This window comes from Qingrenia yutianensis (assembly GCF_014385105.1).
Lineage (GTDB): Bacteria > Bacillota > Clostridia > UMGS1810 > UMGS1810 > Qingrenia > Qingrenia yutianensis.
Map to the genome: position 1 here is coordinate 1 of NZ_JACRTE010000003.1, position 16,965 is coordinate 16,965.

General features: G+C 45.7%; 14 protein-coding genes and 2 tRNA genes. 9 read left to right on the forward strand and 7 right to left on the reverse strand.

Annotated elements, in window-relative coordinates; translation table 11 throughout:
* Nucleotides 1–84: 84 nt before the first annotated feature.
* Both H8706_RS03280 and H8706_RS03285 read right to left on the reverse strand, forming a co-directional pair.
* Nucleotides 85–182, reverse strand: a tRNA-OTHER gene (locus H8706_RS03280).
* Between the two features lie 400 nt (nucleotides 183–582).
* Nucleotides 583–680 (reverse strand) — tRNA-OTHER (locus H8706_RS03285).
* A 501-nt stretch (nucleotides 681–1,181) separates the two neighbouring features.
* Between H8706_RS03285 and H8706_RS03290 the strand changes: the two genes are divergently transcribed.
* The 6 genes from H8706_RS03290 to H8706_RS03315 all read left to right on the forward strand — a co-directional run bounded on the left by H8706_RS03290 (nucleotide 1,182) and on the right by H8706_RS03315 (nucleotide 6,638).
* Nucleotides 1,182–1,454 (forward strand): pro-sigmaK processing inhibitor BofA family protein, encoded by a 273-nt coding sequence (locus H8706_RS03290; RefSeq protein ID WP_178347920.1) that lies wholly within the window; start codon nucleotides 1,182–1,184, stop codon nucleotides 1,452–1,454.
* Between the two features lie 63 nt (nucleotides 1,455–1,517).
* Nucleotides 1,518–2,096 (forward strand): flavodoxin family protein, encoded by a 579-nt coding sequence (locus H8706_RS03295; RefSeq protein ID WP_262431475.1) that lies wholly within the window; start codon nucleotides 1,518–1,520, stop codon nucleotides 2,094–2,096.
* Nucleotides 2,097–2,099: 3 nt separating this feature from the next.
* Nucleotides 2,100–3,089: a deoxyguanosinetriphosphate triphosphohydrolase gene (locus H8706_RS03300; RefSeq protein WP_262431476.1), complete on the forward strand. Its 990-nt coding sequence runs from the start codon at nucleotides 2,100–2,102 to the stop codon at nucleotides 3,087–3,089.
* A gap of 101 nt (nucleotides 3,090–3,190) precedes the next feature.
* Nucleotides 3,191–4,927 carry a DNA primase gene (dnaG, locus tag H8706_RS03305; RefSeq protein WP_262431477.1) on the forward strand — a complete coding sequence of 579 codons (1,737 nt, stop codon included), beginning with the start codon at nucleotides 3,191–3,193 and terminating at the stop codon, nucleotides 4,925–4,927.
* A 31-nt stretch (nucleotides 4,928–4,958) separates the two neighbouring features.
* Nucleotides 4,959–6,068 (forward strand): RNA polymerase sigma factor RpoD, encoded by a 1,110-nt coding sequence (gene rpoD, locus H8706_RS03310; protein ID WP_178347924.1) that lies wholly within the window; start codon nucleotides 4,959–4,961, stop codon nucleotides 6,066–6,068.
* 51 nt (nucleotides 6,069–6,119) lie between these two features.
* A complete protein-coding gene (locus H8706_RS03315; protein WP_262431478.1) occupies nucleotides 6,120–6,638 on the forward strand; it encodes a GNAT family N-acetyltransferase in 519 nt (172 codons plus the stop codon).
* Between the two features lie 36 nt (nucleotides 6,639–6,674).
* On the opposite strand, the gene rbr is transcribed toward H8706_RS03315, so the two are convergent.
* The 5 genes from rbr to secA form a co-directional block, all read right to left on the reverse strand.
* Complete coding sequence (gene rbr / locus H8706_RS03320) at nucleotides 6,675–7,211, reverse strand: rubrerythrin (protein WP_178347926.1); 537 nt, start codon at nucleotides 7,209–7,211, stop codon at nucleotides 6,675–6,677.
* Nucleotides 7,212–7,285: 74 nt separating this feature from the next.
* On the reverse strand, nucleotides 7,286–7,657 hold the full coding sequence (locus H8706_RS03325) for a Fur family transcriptional regulator (protein ID WP_178347927.1): 372 nt from the start codon (nucleotides 7,655–7,657) through the stop codon (nucleotides 7,286–7,288).
* A 154-nt stretch (nucleotides 7,658–7,811) separates the two neighbouring features.
* A complete protein-coding gene (locus H8706_RS03330) occupies nucleotides 7,812–8,966 on the reverse strand; it encodes a peptidylprolyl isomerase (protein ID WP_262431479.1) in 1,155 nt (384 codons plus the stop codon).
* 94 nt (nucleotides 8,967–9,060) lie between these two features.
* Nucleotides 9,061–10,183 (reverse strand): peptide chain release factor 2 gene (prfB, locus tag H8706_RS03335; RefSeq protein WP_178347929.1). Its coding sequence is split into 2 segments (ribosomal slippage): nucleotides 9,061–10,119 and nucleotides 10,121–10,183, totalling 1,122 coding nucleotides; the frame shifts between segments, so codons are not numbered across the junction.
* A gap of 96 nt (nucleotides 10,184–10,279) precedes the next feature.
* Nucleotides 10,280–13,003 (reverse strand): preprotein translocase subunit SecA, encoded by a 2,724-nt coding sequence (gene secA, locus H8706_RS03340; protein WP_262431480.1) that lies wholly within the window; start codon nucleotides 13,001–13,003, stop codon nucleotides 10,280–10,282.
* 421 nt (nucleotides 13,004–13,424) lie between these two features.
* On the opposite strand from secA, the gene H8706_RS03345 reads away from it, so the two are divergent.
* From H8706_RS03345 to H8706_RS03355, 3 genes are all read left to right on the forward strand, one after another.
* Nucleotides 13,425–14,237 (forward strand): nucleoside phosphorylase, encoded by an 813-nt coding sequence (locus H8706_RS03345; RefSeq protein ID WP_262431481.1) that lies wholly within the window; start codon nucleotides 13,425–13,427, stop codon nucleotides 14,235–14,237.
* On the forward strand, nucleotides 14,230–15,597 hold the full coding sequence (rlmD, locus tag H8706_RS03350; protein ID WP_262431482.1) for a 23S rRNA (uracil(1939)-C(5))-methyltransferase RlmD: 1,368 nt from the start codon (nucleotides 14,230–14,232) through the stop codon (nucleotides 15,595–15,597). The genes H8706_RS03345 and rlmD overlap by 8 nt, the downstream gene beginning before the upstream one ends.
* A gap of 67 nt (nucleotides 15,598–15,664) precedes the next feature.
* Nucleotides 15,665–16,963, forward strand: a complete 1,299-nt coding sequence (locus H8706_RS03355) for a D-alanyl-D-alanine carboxypeptidase family protein (RefSeq protein WP_262431483.1) — start codon at nucleotides 15,665–15,667, stop codon at nucleotides 16,961–16,963.
* The last annotated feature ends 2 nt before the right edge of the window (nucleotides 16,964–16,965 follow it).

Genomic DNA, 16,965 nt, shown 5'->3' on the forward strand with positions numbered 1-16,965 from the left:
GTTTTTCAAACAAATACCGAAAACAAACCGTCCGCCGAAAAATTAACGTTTGCAGAACGGGTCAAGGGCATCGCCCTTGTCGTTTAGGGGTGTGGGGGAATCGAAACCCCCACGCTTTTCCCACCGCTTTTACGCTAAAAGCGGTGGGAAAAGCGTGGGGGTTCCGATTCCCCCGCACCCCTAAACGGCTTGGGGTTCCACCCCAAGACCCCTTACGACAATCAAATCATTTAGACAACAGGTAATCGAAGTTTTTCAAACAAATACCGAAAACAAACCGTCCGCCGAAAAATTAACGTTTGCAGAACGGGTCAAGGGCATCGCCCTTGTCGTTTAGGGGTGTGGGGGAATCGAAACCCCCACGCTTTTGAGGCACTTTTAGAGTAAAAGTGCCTCAAAAGCGCGGGGGTTCCGATTCCCCCGCACCCCTAAACGGCTTGGGGTTCCACCCTAAGACCCCTTACGACAATCAAATCATTTAGACAACAGGTAATCGAAGTTTTTCAAACAAATACCGAAAACAAACCGTCCGCCGAAAAATTAACGTTTGCAGAACGGGTCAAGGGCATCGCCCTTGTCGTTTAGGGGTGTGGGGGAATCGAAACCCCCACGCTTTTCCCACCGCTTTTACGCTAAAAGCGGTGGGAAAAGCGTGGGGGTTCCGATTCCCCCGCACCCCTAAACGGCTTGGGGTTCCACCCCAAGACCCCTTACGACAATCAAATCATTTAGACAACAGGTAATCGAAGTTTTTCAAACAAATACCGAAAACAAACCGTCCGCCGAAAAATTAACGTTTGCAGAACGGGTCAAGGGCATCGCCCTTGTCGTTTAGGGGTGTGGGGGAATCGAAACCCCCACGCTTTTCCCACCGCTTTTACGCTAAAAGCGGTGCCTGCGGAGCAAACCGAAAAATAACAATAACCTATTTTTGATATAGAAAAATATTTTTAAAACACCAACAAAACGGGGCGATGTGGGCATCGCCCCCTACAATATTATTGAACGGGCGGAGCAAACCAAAAAAATAACGATAATCTATTTCTGATATAGAACAAAAATTTTAAATCCCAGAAAAAATCATAGGGGCAAACGGGGAAAAATCCCCGTAAAAATCCCCCTCTTATGTCATATTTACGGCAAAAAAATTATATATTTTTATATGGACAGGGGGGATTTTTATGGAGTTGGAACTGTTTTCTAAATTTCTCGGCTACATACTCGGACTTCTGATAATTTTCACGGTTTGCAAAATCTTCTTCAAACCGCTGAAAGTGATATTTAAATTTTTCTTCAGCAGTTTTCTCGGACTGGTTCTGTTATTCATCATCAATTCATTTTCGCACATAACGGGATTTTACATCGGCATAAACCCCATAACCGCGCTGATTTTGGGGCTTTTGGGCGTGCCGGGGATTATTGTAATTGCGATACTGAAATTCTTCATTATGTGAAAAACCGCGAAAAAAAGGATTTTTCAAAAAAATGTGGTATTATATTATTAAGGAAGTGATTTTATGAGTAAAAAAATTATTGCGGTAAACGCAAGTCCGCACAAGGACGGCGACACCGCGTTTATGCTTAAAACCGCGCTCGATATTTTAAATAAAAAAGGTTTTGACACCGAGCTTATCTATCTTCAGAGCGCGCTCAATTCCGCAAAAACACCGTTTTGTATGTGCTGTTCGTCGCCGTGCAGCAAGGCTTGCTACAAGGGCACGGAGCTTGAAACGGTTTTGGATAAAATGGAAAAAGCCGACTGCGTTATTTTCGGTTCGCCCGTATATTTCGGTGTTATGACCGCCCAGCTTAAATGTCTTTTTGACAAAACGCGCGACGCACGCTCGCGCAAGGCGTTTGTCGGCAAACTCGGCTGTGCGTTTGTCTGCGGAGGCTCGCTTTTCGGCGGACAGGAGGCAACCGTGCGCTCAATTCACGACGCTATGCTGGTTGACGGCTTCACAATCGTCGGCACAAGTTCACAGAATGGTGCGGGGCACTTCGGCGTATGCGCCCGTCACCCTGCAAATGCCGACGAAAACGCGCTTTCGAGAATTGACATTATTTGCGAAAGAATTGCCGAGGAGGTTAAGTAAACATTGAACATACGCGAGCAGAGCGAAATGCTTGAAGAAAGGTACCTATGCGAGTATGCGTGTTTTTCAAAAAACACAAAAGGACGTCAAAAATTTGAGGAAAAGTGTCAAATCCGCACCGATTTTTCGCGCGACCGCGACCGAATTGTCCATTCAAAAGCATTCAGACGGTTAAAGCACAAAACACAGGTTTTCATATCGCCCGACAACGACCATTACAGAACGCGCCTCACGCACACGCTTGAGGTTTCGCAGATTGCCGCAACCATTGCAAAGGCACTGCGTTTAAACGCCGATTTGACCGAGGCTATAAGCCTTGGGCACGATTTGGGACACACGCCGTTCGGGCATATGGGCGAGCATATTTTGAACGAACTTTCGCCTCACGGGTTCAAGCATTATGAGCAAAGCCTGCGCGTGGTTGACGTTCTTGAAAAGGGCGGCGGGGGATTAAATCTCACATACGAGGTGCGCGACGGAATTTTAAACCACGCAGGCACTATGACGGCAAGCACGTTTGAGGGAAAAATTATCAAATATGCCGACCGTTTTGCGTATCTCAACCACGATATTGACGACGCAATCCGTGCCGAAATAATCAAAAACGACGACTTGCCGAGAGAATATATAAAAGTTCTCGGCGACCGCCATTCAAAACGCATAAACACGCTTATTACCGACATCATAAACACCACGCTGAAAAACAAGGAAGTGTCTATGAGCGCCGAAATCGAGGGCGCAATGATGGGACTGCGTGCGTTTATGTTTGACACGGTTTACAAAAAAATCGGCGAGCAGGACAAAAAAGTTGAGCTTGTTATTGAAAAAATGTATAAATATTATCTTGAAAATCCCGAAAAAATGCCCGGCGAATTTGTGAATTTGCTCAAAAATTACGACGCCGACACCGTTGTGTGCGACTATATTGCGAGTATGACGGACGGATATATTTTAAAGCGTTTCAATGCGCTTTTCGTTCCGCAGACGTGGTAATTTGCGGTAATTTATAAATTTATGCAATTTTAAAAAGGAATTTCGAAAAAAATGTCGAATTAAAATACTTGTGCAAAAAATAAGGAAAATGGTGATGGATTTTGCCGCGTTATCCCGAATACGTTATTCAGGAGGTTATCGACAAAAGCGATATTGTCGATGTCGTTTCCGAATACGTTCCGCTTAAAAAAAGCGGTTCAAATTATATGGGCCTTTGCCCGTTTCATAACGAAAAAACACCTTCGTTTTCGGTGTCGCCGCAAAAGGGAATTTTTCATTGTTTCGGCTGCGGAGAAGGCGGAACGGCGATAAGCTTTGTTATGAAAATGGAAAATTTAACCTTTTTGGAGGCGCTTAAAAAGCTTGCGGACAGGGCGAACGTCGCACTTCCCGAAACAAGTTATGCCGACAGCAAAAAAGAGGCTGCAATAAGGGATAAAAAAGAACTTTATTTTGAACTTAACAAAAAGGCGGCGCTTTTCTATTACGGTATGCTCTCAAAAAAAGAGGGCGCGCCTGCGGTTGCGTATTTCAAAGAAAGACAGCTCGACGGGCGGTGCGCAAAGTTTTATACTCTCGGATATTCCCCCAATTCGCGGACTGCGCTTTTGGATTATCTCAAGGGCGAGGGATATAAAGAGGAGGATATTTTCGCCGCCGGACTTGCGTCGAAAAACGACTCGGGCGCATATTTCGACCGTTTCAGAAACCGCATTATGTTTCCTATTTTTAATGCAAACGACAAGGCTATCGGCTTCGGTGCGCGCCGTATCACGGAGGACGTAAACCCGAAATATTTAAACACCGCCGATACGCTTATTTACAATAAAAGCAAAAATCTGTATTCTTTAAACGTTGCGCGCCGTTCAAAATGCGGTGAGGTTATCTTGGTTGAGGGATATATGGACGTTATCAGCGTTGTTAAACACGGCATTGCAAACGTTGTTGCGACGCTCGGCACGGCGCTTACCTCCGACCAGGCAAAACTTTTAAAACGCTATTTCAACGAAATAATTATCTGCTACGACAGCGACGACGCGGGACTTGAGGCGAAAAAACGCGCGATAATGCTTTTGCGCGATTTCGACATAAAGGTAAGCGTTATGACGGTTGAGGGCGCGAAAGATACCGACGAATTTTTGAAAAAATACGGGCAAGACCGATTTTTGGCGCTGATAAACAAGCGAAAATCCGATTTACTGTATTTAATGGATATTTTTGGGGCAAAATATGAACTGCAAATAAACGTTGAGGACAGAATACGCTATGTTTCCGACCTTTTGCCGTATCTTGCAAAGGTGAAAAACGACGTGGAGCTTGATATTTACGTTGAGGAGATTGCGCGCCGTGCAAAAACGGGTGCGCAGGCGATATACGCCCAGCTCGGCAAAACACGCGTTGTAAAAGGAGAGCAAAGCGTGCAAAGCCCCGATATTCTGCCGTATGCCGGCGCGATTGTGTCGGACAAACTCGAAAAAACGCGCGAACTTCTTTTGTCGGTGCTTGCCGACAGTGTGAGCATTTTTGAGCGTTTTGACGGCGAAATCGACGAAAAACTTTTTGAAAACAAAACTCATATCAAACTTTTTAATATAATCAAAGAACGCGCAAAAGAGCACCAGCGCCTCGAGGCAGGCAGTGTTATGACGCTTTTCGATGAGGACGAAATCGGCGAGGTTACAAAAATTTTGTCAATCGACGCAATGTGCGACGATAAAACGAGAGCCGTCACCGATTATATTGCCGCGATTAAGCAGGAAATGCGCAAGGCGAAAATAAGCGAGCTTTTAAAAAGCGGAGATATGGAAAAGCTGAATGAGTTTTTAAAAAATAAATAATTTTAACAAATGAAAGGAGGAGCAGGCTTATATGGCTGAAGAAAAAAACGTTGAGGTTGAACAGACTCAAGGCGCTGCCGGTAAAAAAGAGATTATAAAAACGCTTATTGCAATCGGTCAGAAAAAGGGTGTGTTGTCATACAAAGAAATTGCTGATGCTCTTTCCGAAATTGATTTAGATGTAAAGCAGATTGAAAAGGTTTATGAAACTCTGGAGCATTTGGGCATTGAGCTTGTTGAAGATTTAGACCGCGAGCTTGCCGAAATTCAAACCAACGAGGAGGAAATTGACCTGTCAATTCCCGAAGGCGTCGGTTTGGACGACCCTGTGCGAATGTATCTTAAAGAAATCGGAAAGGTGCCTCTTTTGAGCAGTGATGAGGAAATCGAGCTTGCCGAGAGAATGCACAACGGCGACGAGGCTGCGAAAAAAAGGCTTTCCGAGGCGAACTTAAGGCTGGTTGTCAGCATTGCAAAACGCTATGTCGGCAGAGGTATGCTTTTTCTCGACCTTATCCAGGAAGGCAATCTCGGTCTTATAAAAGCGGTTGAAAAATTCGACTACACAAAAGGCTACAAATTCAGCACATACGCAACCTGGTGGATAAGACAGGCGATTACGCGCGCCATTGCCGACCAGGCGAGAACCATAAGAATACCTGTTCATATGGTGGAAACCATAAATAAGCTTATAAGAGTGTCGCGCCAGCTTTTGCAGGAACTCGGACGCGAGCCGAGAGTGGACGAAATCGCAAATGCAATGGGGGTAAACGATGAAAAGGTGCGCGAAATTATGAAAATCGCACAGGAACCCGTGTCGCTTGAAACGCCTATCGGCGAGGAGGAGGACAGTATCCTCGGTGACTTTATTCCCGATAACGACGCGCCCGCACCGTCGGATATGGCGGCGTTTATGCTGCTTAAAGAACAGCTTATGAACGTTCTCGAAACGCTCACACCGCGTGAGGAAAAGGTTTTAAGACTGCGTTTCGGTCTTGACGACGGCAGAGCGAGAACGCTTGAGGAAGTCGGAAAAGAATTTAACGTTACCCGTGAGAGAATACGTCAGATTGAGGCGAAAGCACTGCGTAAATTAAGACACCCGAGCAGAAGCAAAAAGCTTAAAGATTTTCTTGAATAAAATTTTGATAAAGACGGCGTTTTGCCGTCTTTATATTTTACGGAGGATATTATGCTTAAACCGCTTGAAATATGCGATTTTGACAAGGTTTATAAAATTATGGACGAAAGTTTTCCGTCCGATGAACGCCGTTCGTATGACGGGCAAAAAAAGCTTTTTGAAGAGGACGAATACCGTATTTTTGCGCGTTATGACGGTGAAGATGTGACCGCGTTTATCGCGCTGTGGGATTTTGAAGATTTTGCGTATATAGAGCATTTTGCGGTGAACGAAAAAAGCCGTAACGGCGGTATCGGCGCGAAAATGCTTGCGGAAATTTTAAAAATTTTCAATAAAACCGTCTGCCTTGAAGTTGAACCTCCCGAAAACGAAATTGCACAACGGCGTATTAAATTTTATGAAAGAAACGGATTTTTCCTAAACAATTTTGAATATCTCCAGCCGTCTTTGGGCGATGGAAAAGGCGAAATTCCGCTCCTTGTTATGACGTCGGGCAAAAGTGCTGACAGGCGCGGATTTGAAAAAATAAGAAATGTCTTGTATGAAAAAGTTTACAGGGTAAAAAAATAAGGCATACCGCCGTTTGGCGATATGCCTTTTGCATAATCAATAATTTTCGGGTTTAACCTCAAAAAACGACTTCGGGTGACTGCAAACGGGGCAGACCTCAGGGGCCGAGTCGCCGTAGTGCAGATGACCGCAGTTTCGGCAAATCCACATAACCTTACCGCTCTTTTTGAACACCTCGTTTTTCTCAAGATTTTCAATGAGCTTTTTGTATCTTTGCTCGTGCTCTTTCTCAATTTCGCCCACCTTTTCAAAAAGCGACGCAATCTCGTTAAAGCCCTCTTCGCGTGCCTCATCGGCGAATTTTTTATACATATCCGTCCATTCGTAGTTTTCGCCGTCCGCCGCGTCTTTTAAGTTGTCAAGCGTTTTGGGCATACCTTTTTTGAGAAGTTTAAACCAAATTTTTGCGTGCTCTTTTTCGTTTTCCGCAGTTTCCGCAAAAATGGCGGCAATCTGCTCAAAGCCGTCTTTTTTCGCTTGCGACGCATAATATGTGTACTTTGTTCTCGCCTGTGTTTCGCCGGCAAATGCCGCGCGCAGATTAGCCTCTGTTTTAGAACCGTTCAATTCCATAAAGAAATTCTCCTTTCAGATTTTGACTTATTTAGCCGAAATTATGCCTTTTCAGGCGGGGCGCTAAAGCAGTTTCAAAGATTTTTGCACTGTGCGCAGATACCTGTAAAGCGCACGTCCGCCTTAGTTATAATATTTCCAAGTTTGTCAAAAAAATTCGCGGTGTTAATGTCAACGTCAACGTCAACCACCCGTCCGCATTTTTCGCAGAGCATATGATTATGCCCTTCAAGCGTGCTGTCAAAAACGGATTTTTCCAAATCGACCTTCAAAATTTTGCCCTCGCCGGCAAGAAAATTTAAGTTTCGGTACACCGTACCAAGGCTGATATTCGGGATTTCCTTTTTAACGTCCTCGTAAATCTGTTCCGCGGTGGGGTGGTCTTTGCGCGACAAAACGTTGTCGAGTATCACTTCACGCTGATGTGAATAACGCGTAGTTTTCATTTATTTACCCCTTTTATAAAATTAGTAATCGTTACTGTTATTATATACTACACCGCCGAAAAAGTCAACATTTTTTGCAAAATAAAAATTCCCCCGACAGAAATTATATTCAGCCGGGGGAAATTGTTGCATAAACTAATCTTAAAATTTTGAGTTAGTTCCAGCTTGCATTCATAGATGAAAGCTTTTCCGAAACGTCTTTGTCGAGTTTTTGATTTTCAATCTGCGCCGTGATATAATTTTTAACCGACGCGTCTGCTGGCTGGAGGTAGTCGATTTTTTCAACAACCTTGATGATGTGATAGCCGTATGCGGTTTTTACCGGTGTGGACACCTTGCCGACGCCGAGTTTATACGCCGCGTCCTCAAATTCTTTCACCATATCGCCTTTTGTAAAGGTGTATCCGTCGGGATTTTGCGCAAGACCGGGGTCCTCGGAAAATTGGTTCATAAGCTCGTCGAAATCTGCGCCGTTTTTGATTTTGTTGTAGATTTCATACGCCTTTGCTTCAACCTTTTTAACGTCCGCGTCACTCATTGCATTGCCGTCCGCGCCGACGGTTGAGAACAAAATGTGCTTTGCTTTTATGCCGTCATATTTAAACTGCTCTTTGTTGTCGGCATAATATTTTGAAATTTCGTCGCCTTTCGGAGCGTAAAGCGCGCTGTTTTTCGCGATAAGTTTCGACTTTATATATGACATTTTCTGCACGTGCTTGTACGACTCGTCTGTGTAGCCGAGCGCCTCCAAAAGCTTGTTAAATTCGCCGTCCGCACCGCCCTGCATAGCATACTGCGCGTTCATATTTTTTATGTAGTTTGCATATGCGGTTTCAAATTCCTCGCCTGCCTCAATGCCGTTTTCTTTGGCAAATGCGCAAAGCGCACGGTCGTATGCGAGGTTTTCTTTTGCCTTTGTTTCCGCGTCCGCGTCGGAAATTCCGCTGTTCTGCGCCTTCGCGAGCGAAACATACATATCGAGTTCGCCTTTTTTAACGTCCTCACCGCCGATATTTCCGACAGTTTCGCCGTCAAAAGTTTTGCTGTGACTGTCCGCGATGTCCGCGGTGTTTGTCGCCTCGTCCCAGGCAACGTCCTTGCCGAGCATTTCGGCAATTTGGCGCAGAGGAACGTATGTTCTGTCGTTGTAAAGTATGTTTTCGCCGTCAACCTTTACGCCGTCAACCGTGATGTTAACGGTGTTGAGTTCCGCCTCGATGAGTTGTTTTACGCCGTTTGCGAGCGCAGGCGCCGACATTGCAAGTGCACCGGCGAGAACGCCCGAGATGAATGTTTTTGCGTTTTTCATTTTATTCTCCTTTGTTTGGTGTATTTTGAAACAACGGGACGATGCGGTCACCGTCCCCTGCATTTTTAAAATGTTCCCGTGCAATATTAAATTTTTATTTTACCTCTATTGTGCCGAGGTTGGACTGTTTTAAATATTCGTTGATAAATCCGTCCAAATCGCCGTCCATCACCGCGCCGATATTTCCCATTTCGTAGCCTGTTCTGTGGTCTTTCACAAGGTTGTACGGGTGGAAAACATACGAACGGATTTGGCTTCCCCAGGCGATGTCTTTCTGCACGCCCTTGATGTCCTCGATTTTTTCCATATGCTCGCGTTCCTTAATTTCAATAAGCTTGGATTTGAGCATTTTCATAGCTGTTTCACGGTTTTTGTGCTGTGAACGTTCGTTCTGGCACGACACCACAATTCCCGTCGGAATGTGGGTAATTCGTATCGCGGAGTCGGTTTTGTTGATGTGCTGACCGCCCGCACCGCTCGAACGGTAGGTGTCAACCCTCAAATCGTCGGGATTGATTTCGATTTCCAAATCGTCCTCGATTTCGGGCATAACCTCGCACGACGCAAACGACGTGTGACGTCTGCCCGACGCGTCGAACGGCGAAATTCGAACGAGGCGGTGAATACCCTTTTCCGCCTTGAGATAGCCGTATGCGTTAAGTCCCGAAATAAGGATTGTAACGCTTTTTACGCCTGCCTCCTCGCCGGCTAAATAGTCCAGCGTTTCAACCGAAAATTCGCGTCTTTCGGCGTAGCGCGTATACATACGAAGAAGCATTTCAACCCAGTCCTGCGCCTCTGTTCCGCCTGCGCCGGCGTGCAGTGTCAAAATCGCGTTGTTTTTGTCATAAGGACCAGACAAAAGTGTTTCCAGCGTGAGCGTTTCAAGACGTTTCTTTATCTTTTCCGCCGAGTCGTTAAGCTCCGCATAAACGCTGTCGTCGTCCTCCTCGATTGCCATTTCAATCATTGTAAGCGTGTCGTCGTAGTCGTTTTTAAGGCTTTCGTAGCTTTCAACCTTGTTTTTGAGCGCCTTGGATTTTTTCAGTATTTTCTGGCTTTTCTCCAAATCGTCCCAAAATCCCTCAACCATAGTTTCTTTTTCCAGCTCGTCTATCTGTTTTTGTGCGCCGTCCACGTCAAAGTGAATCCCTCAAATTCTTAATGCTGTCACTTAAAGCGGAAAGCTCGATTTTAAGCTGCTCAAGTTCAATCATTTTTTTCACTCCCAAAATTTATTTTGAAATACGTTTGTATTAAAAATGCAATGCAAATGTATTTCGTTTCTGTCTGATGCGTTTTTTATTTACGGTTTATTTGTTCGCTCCGCAGCATTTTTTGTATTTTTTGCCGCTGCCGCACGGGCATAAATCGTTTCTGCCTATTTTTTTCTCTTTAACGACGGGTTTTTTCACCGTGTCACCGCCCTCGTTTGTGGAGGTGGGTTTCGATACCTGTTTGCGCTCGATGTTTGTGCGCAGTCTTACCGCAAAGAGAAGTTTTATAACGTCCTCGCCGATGTTGCCGAGCATTTCTTCATACATATTGTAGCCTTCTTCTTTGTACTCGATAACCGGGTCGCGGTTGCCGTATGCACGAAGTCCGATACCCTGACGGAGCTGTTCCATATTGTCGATATGCTCCATCCATTTGCTGTCTACAACCTGCAAAAGCACAACGCGCTCAACCTCGCGGAATTTGTCCTCGCCGAATTCCGCCTCTTTCTCGGCATAGCGTTTAAGCGCAATATCCATAAGGTCGTTTGTAAGTTTTTCTTTTGTCAAATCTTCAAGTTCTTCGCGGGTGTACGAAAGTTCGCCCTCGGGGAGGAAAATTCTCTCGCAGTATTCAATAAGTCCGTCCAAATTCCAGTCGTCAACATAGTCGGCGGTGGTGTAGGACGCAACGGTGTTGTTTATGAAATCCTCCATCATTTTGATGATGGAATCTTTAAGGCTCTCGCCGTCAAGCACCTTTTGACGCTGTGAATATATAACGTTTCGCTGAACGTTCATAACGTCGTCATACTGCAAAACGTGCTTTCTTATTTCAAAGTTTCTTCCCTCAACGCGTTTTTGAGCGTTTTCAATCGCGTTTGACAGCATTCTGTGCTCGATAGGCTCGTCGTCTTTTAAGCCGAGCGCGTTAACCATATTTTCTATTCTCTCCGAGCCGAAAAGACGCATAAGTTCGTCCTGAAGCGAAATATAAAATCTCGATTCGCCGATGTCGCCCTGACGTCCGCTTCGTCCGCGGAGCTGGTTGTCAATACGTCTTGATTCGTGGCGCTCTGTGCCGAGAATGAAAAGTCCGCCCGCCTTGATAACCTCCGCGCGCTCCTCTTTAATCTGCTCTTTAAATTCCTCGTCAAGCTTGGAGAACGTTCTGCGCGCCTCCAAAATTTCTTCGTCGTCGGTTTCGGAAAATCCCGTGCTCTCCAAAATAAGTTCGTCGGAATATCCCATTTTGCGCATTTTTTCTTTCGCCATAAACTCCGCATTACCGCCGAGCATAATGTCGGTTCCTCGGCCTGCCATATTGGTTGCGATTGTAACCGCGCCCTTTTTGCCTGCCTGTGCGATTATTTCCGCCTCTTTCTCGTGGAATTTCGCGTTCAAAACCTCGTGTTTTATTCCGCGTCTTTTAAGAAGTTTGCTCAAAATTTCGGAATTTTCTATTGTGATTGTGCCGACAAGCACCGGCTGACCTTTTTTGTGACATTCTTCAATCTGGTTTATAACCGCGTTGAACTTGCCCTCAACGTTTTTGTAAACCACGTCGCTGTGGTCAATTCTTATCATCGGCTTGTTTGTGGGAATAACCACAACGTCAAGCTTGTAAATGGACTGAAATTCCACTTCCTCGGTCTGCGCCGTACCCGTCATACCGGCAAGCTTGTTGTAAAGTCTGAAAAAGTTCTGGAACGTGATTGTTGCAAGCGTTTTGCTCTCTCTTGCAACGTTAACGCCCTCTTTTGCCTCAATCGCCTGGTGCAGTCCGTCGTTGTAGCGTCTGCCGAACATAAGACGTCCGGTAAATTCGTCAACAATGATAACCTCGCCGTCCTTCACAACGTAGTCTTTGTCGCGTTTCATAATGCCGTTTGCCTTGATAGCCTGGTTTATGTGGTGCGAAAGCGTGATGTTTTCGGGGTCGGAAAGGTTTTCAACCGAAAATGCCGTTTCCGCCTTTTTGATACCGCGCGCGGTGAGTGCCGCCGTGTTCGCCTTTTCGTCTATGATGTAATCCGCGTCAATGTCGTCGTTGATAACTTTTGTGTCCTCTTCTTTTATTTTAAAGCTTGTGAGAGATTTTGCAAAGGTGTCCGCAAGCTGATAAAGCTGTGTCGATTCACTGCCTGCACCCGAAATGATAAGCGGAGTTCTCGCCTCATCTATAAGAATGGAGTCCACCTCATCGACAATCGCGAAGTTGTGGCCTTTTTGCTGAACCTGCTGTTCTTTGTAGATAACCATATTGTCGCGCAGATAGTCAAAACCGAATTCGTTGTTTGTACCGTAGGTTATGTCGGCATTGTACGCGGCGCGTCTGTCCTCGGTGTCGTGCGTGATAAGACCGACGGTAAGACCTAAAAACCTGTGAATTTTGCCCATCTGCTCGCTGTCGCGCTTTGCAAGGTAGTCGTTCACCGTTACAACGTGCACGCCCTTGCCCTCAAGTGCGTTAAGATAGCACGGAAGAGTCGCGACAAGAGTTTTTCCTTCACCTGTTTTCATCTCGGCAATTCTGCCCTGATGAAGCACAATACCGCCGATAAGCTGAACGTCGAAATGGCGCATACCGAGCACGCGTTTGCTTGCCTCGCGCACCACCGCGAATGCCTCGGGCAGAATGTCGTCAAGCGTTTCGCCGTCCGAAAGACGTGCACGGAATTCGTTTGTTTTCGCCTTAAGCTCGGCGTCGGTGAGCTTTTGCATACCGTCCTCGAGAGCATTTATCTGCTCTACAATCGGTTTAATTCGTTTGATCTCGCGGTCACTGTATGTGCCGAATATTTTCTCAAATATATTTGCCATATTGTCACTCCCGATAAGTTATATATTTTCGTTTGATGTTCTTTTTTGTAATTTTGAATAAAAATCTATATCTTCCCAATCTAATATAGTATATCACGACGTCGGAAAAATAGCAATATAAATTTTGCGGCAAATTATTATAAAATTTTATTTTCTTTTGCATTTGGGTATAATTTGTGGTATGATAGGGAGAGAAAGCAAAGGAAGTGCCTTTGCAATCCCGATGGTTGTATCTGTTGTTTTGATTTGCTGTGTCATATCAAAAACATAAAATATGATATTATACTGTTTCGCTCCGCTTATGGCACTTTTAGCGTAAAAGCGGTGCCTGCGGAGCAAAAGAAAAAGTAACGATAACCTATTTTTGATACAGAAGAAAAAATTAAAATTACAATAAAACCGAAAAAAGGAGGAAACAAAAATGTCACTTCTCGATACCGAAAAACAATTCCACTTAAACATCGACAAAAATGACGTCGGAAAATACGTCATATTAACCGGCGACCCGAAACGCGTAAAAACCATCGCCGAAAACCTTGACGACGCATATTTCGTTGCGGACAGGCGCGAATTTGTCACCTACACCGGGTATTTGAACGGCGAAAAGGTCAGCGTCACGTCCACGGGAATAGGCGGTCCGAGCGCGGCAATCGCGGTGGAGGAACTTGTAAAATGCGGCTGTCACACGTTCATACGCGTCGGCACGAGCGGAGGAATTGACCTGTCAGTTTGCGGCGGCGACCTCGTTATCCCCACGGCGGCAATACGCGGTGACGGCACAAGCTACGAATATCTTCCCAAAGACTACCCTGCGGCGGCTGACTTTTCGGTGGTGGAGGCGCTGAAAATGAGCGCGGACAAAATCTGCACGGGAAGCGAGGGCAACGCGTATCACATAGGTGTTATCCAGAGCAAAGACTCGTTCTACGGCGAAACAAACCCCGAAACTATGCCCGTTTCCGACTTTTTGGAAAAACGGTGGGAGGCATACCGAAAATGCGGTTGTCTTACCAGCGAAATGGAGTGCGCGTCAATTTTCTCGGTTGCAATCGCGCGGTCGGTCCGCGCAGGCGCGGTAATTACCGCAATATGGAACGTCGAGCGGAGCAAAAACGGGCTTAAAGACACCGTTTGCAACGACAGCACGCGCGCGATACAGTGCGCAGTAGACGCGATGAAAATTCTTATAGACGGCGACAGAAAAAATTGCACCGGCGGAGGAAAAAATGCTTAAAAAAAACGACATCATAACCGCTGAAATTACCGACAACGGTGCCGGCGGAGAGGGCATTGCAAAGTCGGACGGCTACACGCTTTTTGTCAAAAACGGCGTGAAAGGCGACAGGGCGGAAATCAAAATTTTAAAAATAAACAAAAGCTTCGGATTTGCGAAAATCGAAAAGCTCATTTCGCCGTCCGATATGCGCCAAACACCGCCGTGTCCGCATTTTTCGCGGTGCGGAGGGTGCAGTGTTATGCATCTTGACTATCCGTCACAGCTTGCGCTCAAAACCGAAATCGTGCGCAACAATCTGCGCAAAAACGGCGGTTTTGCCGACGGTGACTATGTTCTTGAAAAAATCATTCCGTCGGCCGATGTTTTTCACTACCGCAACAAGGCGCAGTTCCCTGCGTCGCTCGTTCACGGCGAGTTTGCGTGCGGATTTTTCAAGGAGCGCAGTCATGATATTGTACCGATTGAAAACTGCCTTATCCAAAGCGAAAAAATCAACAAAATTATGAATATCTGCGTTAAATTTTTCAGGGAAAACGGTATCTCGGCGTACGACGAAAAATCGGGCAGAGGAATTGTGCGGAACCTCTATATAAGGGAGTTTTCGGGCGCGGTGATGGTTGTTATCGTCGCAAATTCAAAGCGCAAAATCGAAAATATCGGCAGACTTGTTGAAATTCTCGAAAAAAACGATGCGGTGAGCGTTATTCAGAACGTCAACACCAAAAAAACCAACGTGATAACGGGCGAAAAAAACATAATTTTGCTCGGAAACGACGAAATCACCGCGAAAATCGGGGATTTGGAATATCTCATTCCGTCCAAAAGCTTTTTTCAGGTCAACACGCGCCAGACCGAAAATTTGTATAAAAAAGCGCTCGAATACGCAAATCCGACAAAAAACGATACGGTTTTCGACCTCTTTTGCGGGTGCGGAACAATTTCGCTTTTTATGGCGGAAAATGCGAAAAAAGTAATCGGCGTTGAAATTGTTGACGACGCGGTGAAAAATGCCGAGAAAAACGCACATCATAACAAAATTGAAAATGCGAGATTTTATTCGGGCGACTGCGATAAAGTTGTGAAAGAGTTAATCGAAAAGGGCGAAAAAGCCGATATAATAGTTGTCGACCCCCCGCGGAAAGGTCTTACCGAGGAACTTATCGGTATGATTTGCTCGCTCAATCCGAAGCGTATTGTGTACGTTTCGTGCAGCAGTGCAACCCTCGCGCGCGACGTGAAAATCGCAAAGGACAAAGGTTACATTTTGACAAAAGCAGTCCCCGTCGATATGTTCCCCAACACCGCGCATATCGAAACTGTTGCGCTTTTGGAGCGCAAGGTGCAAAATCCGTGTTGACATAAATTCGGCGCGGTGATATAATTTCTATGTTACAAAAAAAGGAACAAAAAGGACAGGGGTAATTATGGATTCGGTTAAAATTTCACAGTTTAAAAAAATGCGCTCGTCTTGCGCGGTAATTCTAATGTTTATTCTCGTTTTCACCGCGGTTGTGCCGTGCGGAAACGCCTATGCGGCGCAGGTCGGAAACAGCTATATTTCGTCCGCCGGCGCGTGCGTTATGGACTGCGATACAGGCGAAGTTTTATATGAGCTTAACGGCTACGCTTTGCGCGTTCCGGCGAGTATGACCAAAATTATGACGCTTTACTGCGTGTATGAGGCGCTTGAAAACGGCGAAATCACGCTCGGCACATGCGTTCCGATAAGCAGTAACGTTTATTGGAAATCGAGAAATCAGCTTTATCAGAATATGATTTCGTTAAACTACGACACGGTTTACACCGTTGACGAAATAATGGGTGTTGTGATTACATATTCCGCAAGCGCCGCGACGGTTGCGCTGGCTGAACTTGTGGGCGGAGGAAGCGAGCAGGCGTTTGTCAGCCGTATGAACAAAACTGCTAAAAAACTCGGCATAAACGCGCATTACTACGACAGCTGCGGTGTTGCAGACAATCAGATTACGCCCGTTTCTATGGCGGACCTTGCGCGAAAAACAATTACAAAATATCCCGATATTATCGCGCGTTCGTCCAAAAAATCTGTGACGTTTAAGGGTGCGACATACAAAACCACAAATCACCTCCTCGACACCTATTATTACGAGGGTGCGGACGGTCTTAAAACCGGCACAAGCACGGCGGCAGGCGCGTGTTTCTGCGGAACAGCGGTGCGTGACGGAAAAAGGCTTATTTCAGTAACTATGGGTTCGTCGTCGGCAGGTCAGCGTTTCACCGATACCGCGCGCCTTTTAAACTACGGATTCGGCATAATAAAAGACAGACGCAACATTGTTTGCTTTACCAATATCCGCACGTTTATGAACGGGCTTGAAATGCCGACGTTCAGCTATGTGGGCACAAATCCGCACGCGGTTGTGGTTGCCGAGGATTTGGCAAACTACGGTTTTGATGTCACCTATGACGACGCTTTGAGAAAAATTTCGATTAAGGCAAACGAGCAAAAGGCGAAAAAACCCATTGCGCTCGATATTTACAAAAACAGAAACGGTCAGAAAGCATTTTCGGTTAAGGACAGCAACATAACCGTTGCGCTCGAAACGTCGGGCGGTGAGTGCATTTTGAGCGACGTTTACAACGTCGGCGGTTACACCTGCATTTCGATAGACGAACTTGCAAATTATTTTAATTTTGAATGGAACGGCGCCGAAATGACGGCATATATAACATCCGAAAATTAAAA

What these genes read in the sequence shown, in the direction of transcription:
- rlmD (WP_262431482.1), top strand. Translation starts at nt 14,230, where the DNA reads ATGCTTAAAAAAAACGACATCATAACCGCTGAAATTACCGACAACGGT.
- H8706_RS03345 (WP_262431481.1), top strand. Translation starts at nt 13,425, where the DNA reads ATGTCACTTCTCGATACCGAAAAACAATTCCACTTAAACATCGACAAA.
- H8706_RS03315 (WP_262431478.1), top strand. Translation starts at nt 6,120, where the DNA reads ATGCTTAAACCGCTTGAAATATGCGATTTTGACAAGGTTTATAAAATT.
- H8706_RS03290 (WP_178347920.1), top strand. Translation starts at nt 1,182, where the DNA reads ATGGAGTTGGAACTGTTTTCTAAATTTCTCGGCTACATACTCGGACTT.
- rpoD (WP_178347924.1), top strand. Translation starts at nt 4,959, where the DNA reads ATGGCTGAAGAAAAAAACGTTGAGGTTGAACAGACTCAAGGCGCTGCC.
- rbr (WP_178347926.1), bottom strand. Translation starts at nt 7,211, where the DNA reads ATGGAATTGAACGGTTCTAAAACAGAGGCTAATCTGCGCGCGGCATTT.
- H8706_RS03295 (WP_262431475.1), top strand. Translation starts at nt 1,518, where the DNA reads ATGAGTAAAAAAATTATTGCGGTAAACGCAAGTCCGCACAAGGACGGC.
- H8706_RS03355 (WP_262431483.1), top strand. Translation starts at nt 15,665, where the DNA reads ATGGATTCGGTTAAAATTTCACAGTTTAAAAAAATGCGCTCGTCTTGC.
- H8706_RS03330 (WP_262431479.1), bottom strand. Translation starts at nt 8,966, where the DNA reads ATGAAAAACGCAAAAACATTCATCTCGGGCGTTCTCGCCGGTGCACTT.
- H8706_RS03325 (WP_178347927.1), bottom strand. Translation starts at nt 7,657, where the DNA reads ATGAAAACTACGCGTTATTCACATCAGCGTGAAGTGATACTCGACAAC.
- secA (WP_262431480.1), bottom strand. Translation starts at nt 13,003, where the DNA reads ATGGCAAATATATTTGAGAAAATATTCGGCACATACAGTGACCGCGAG.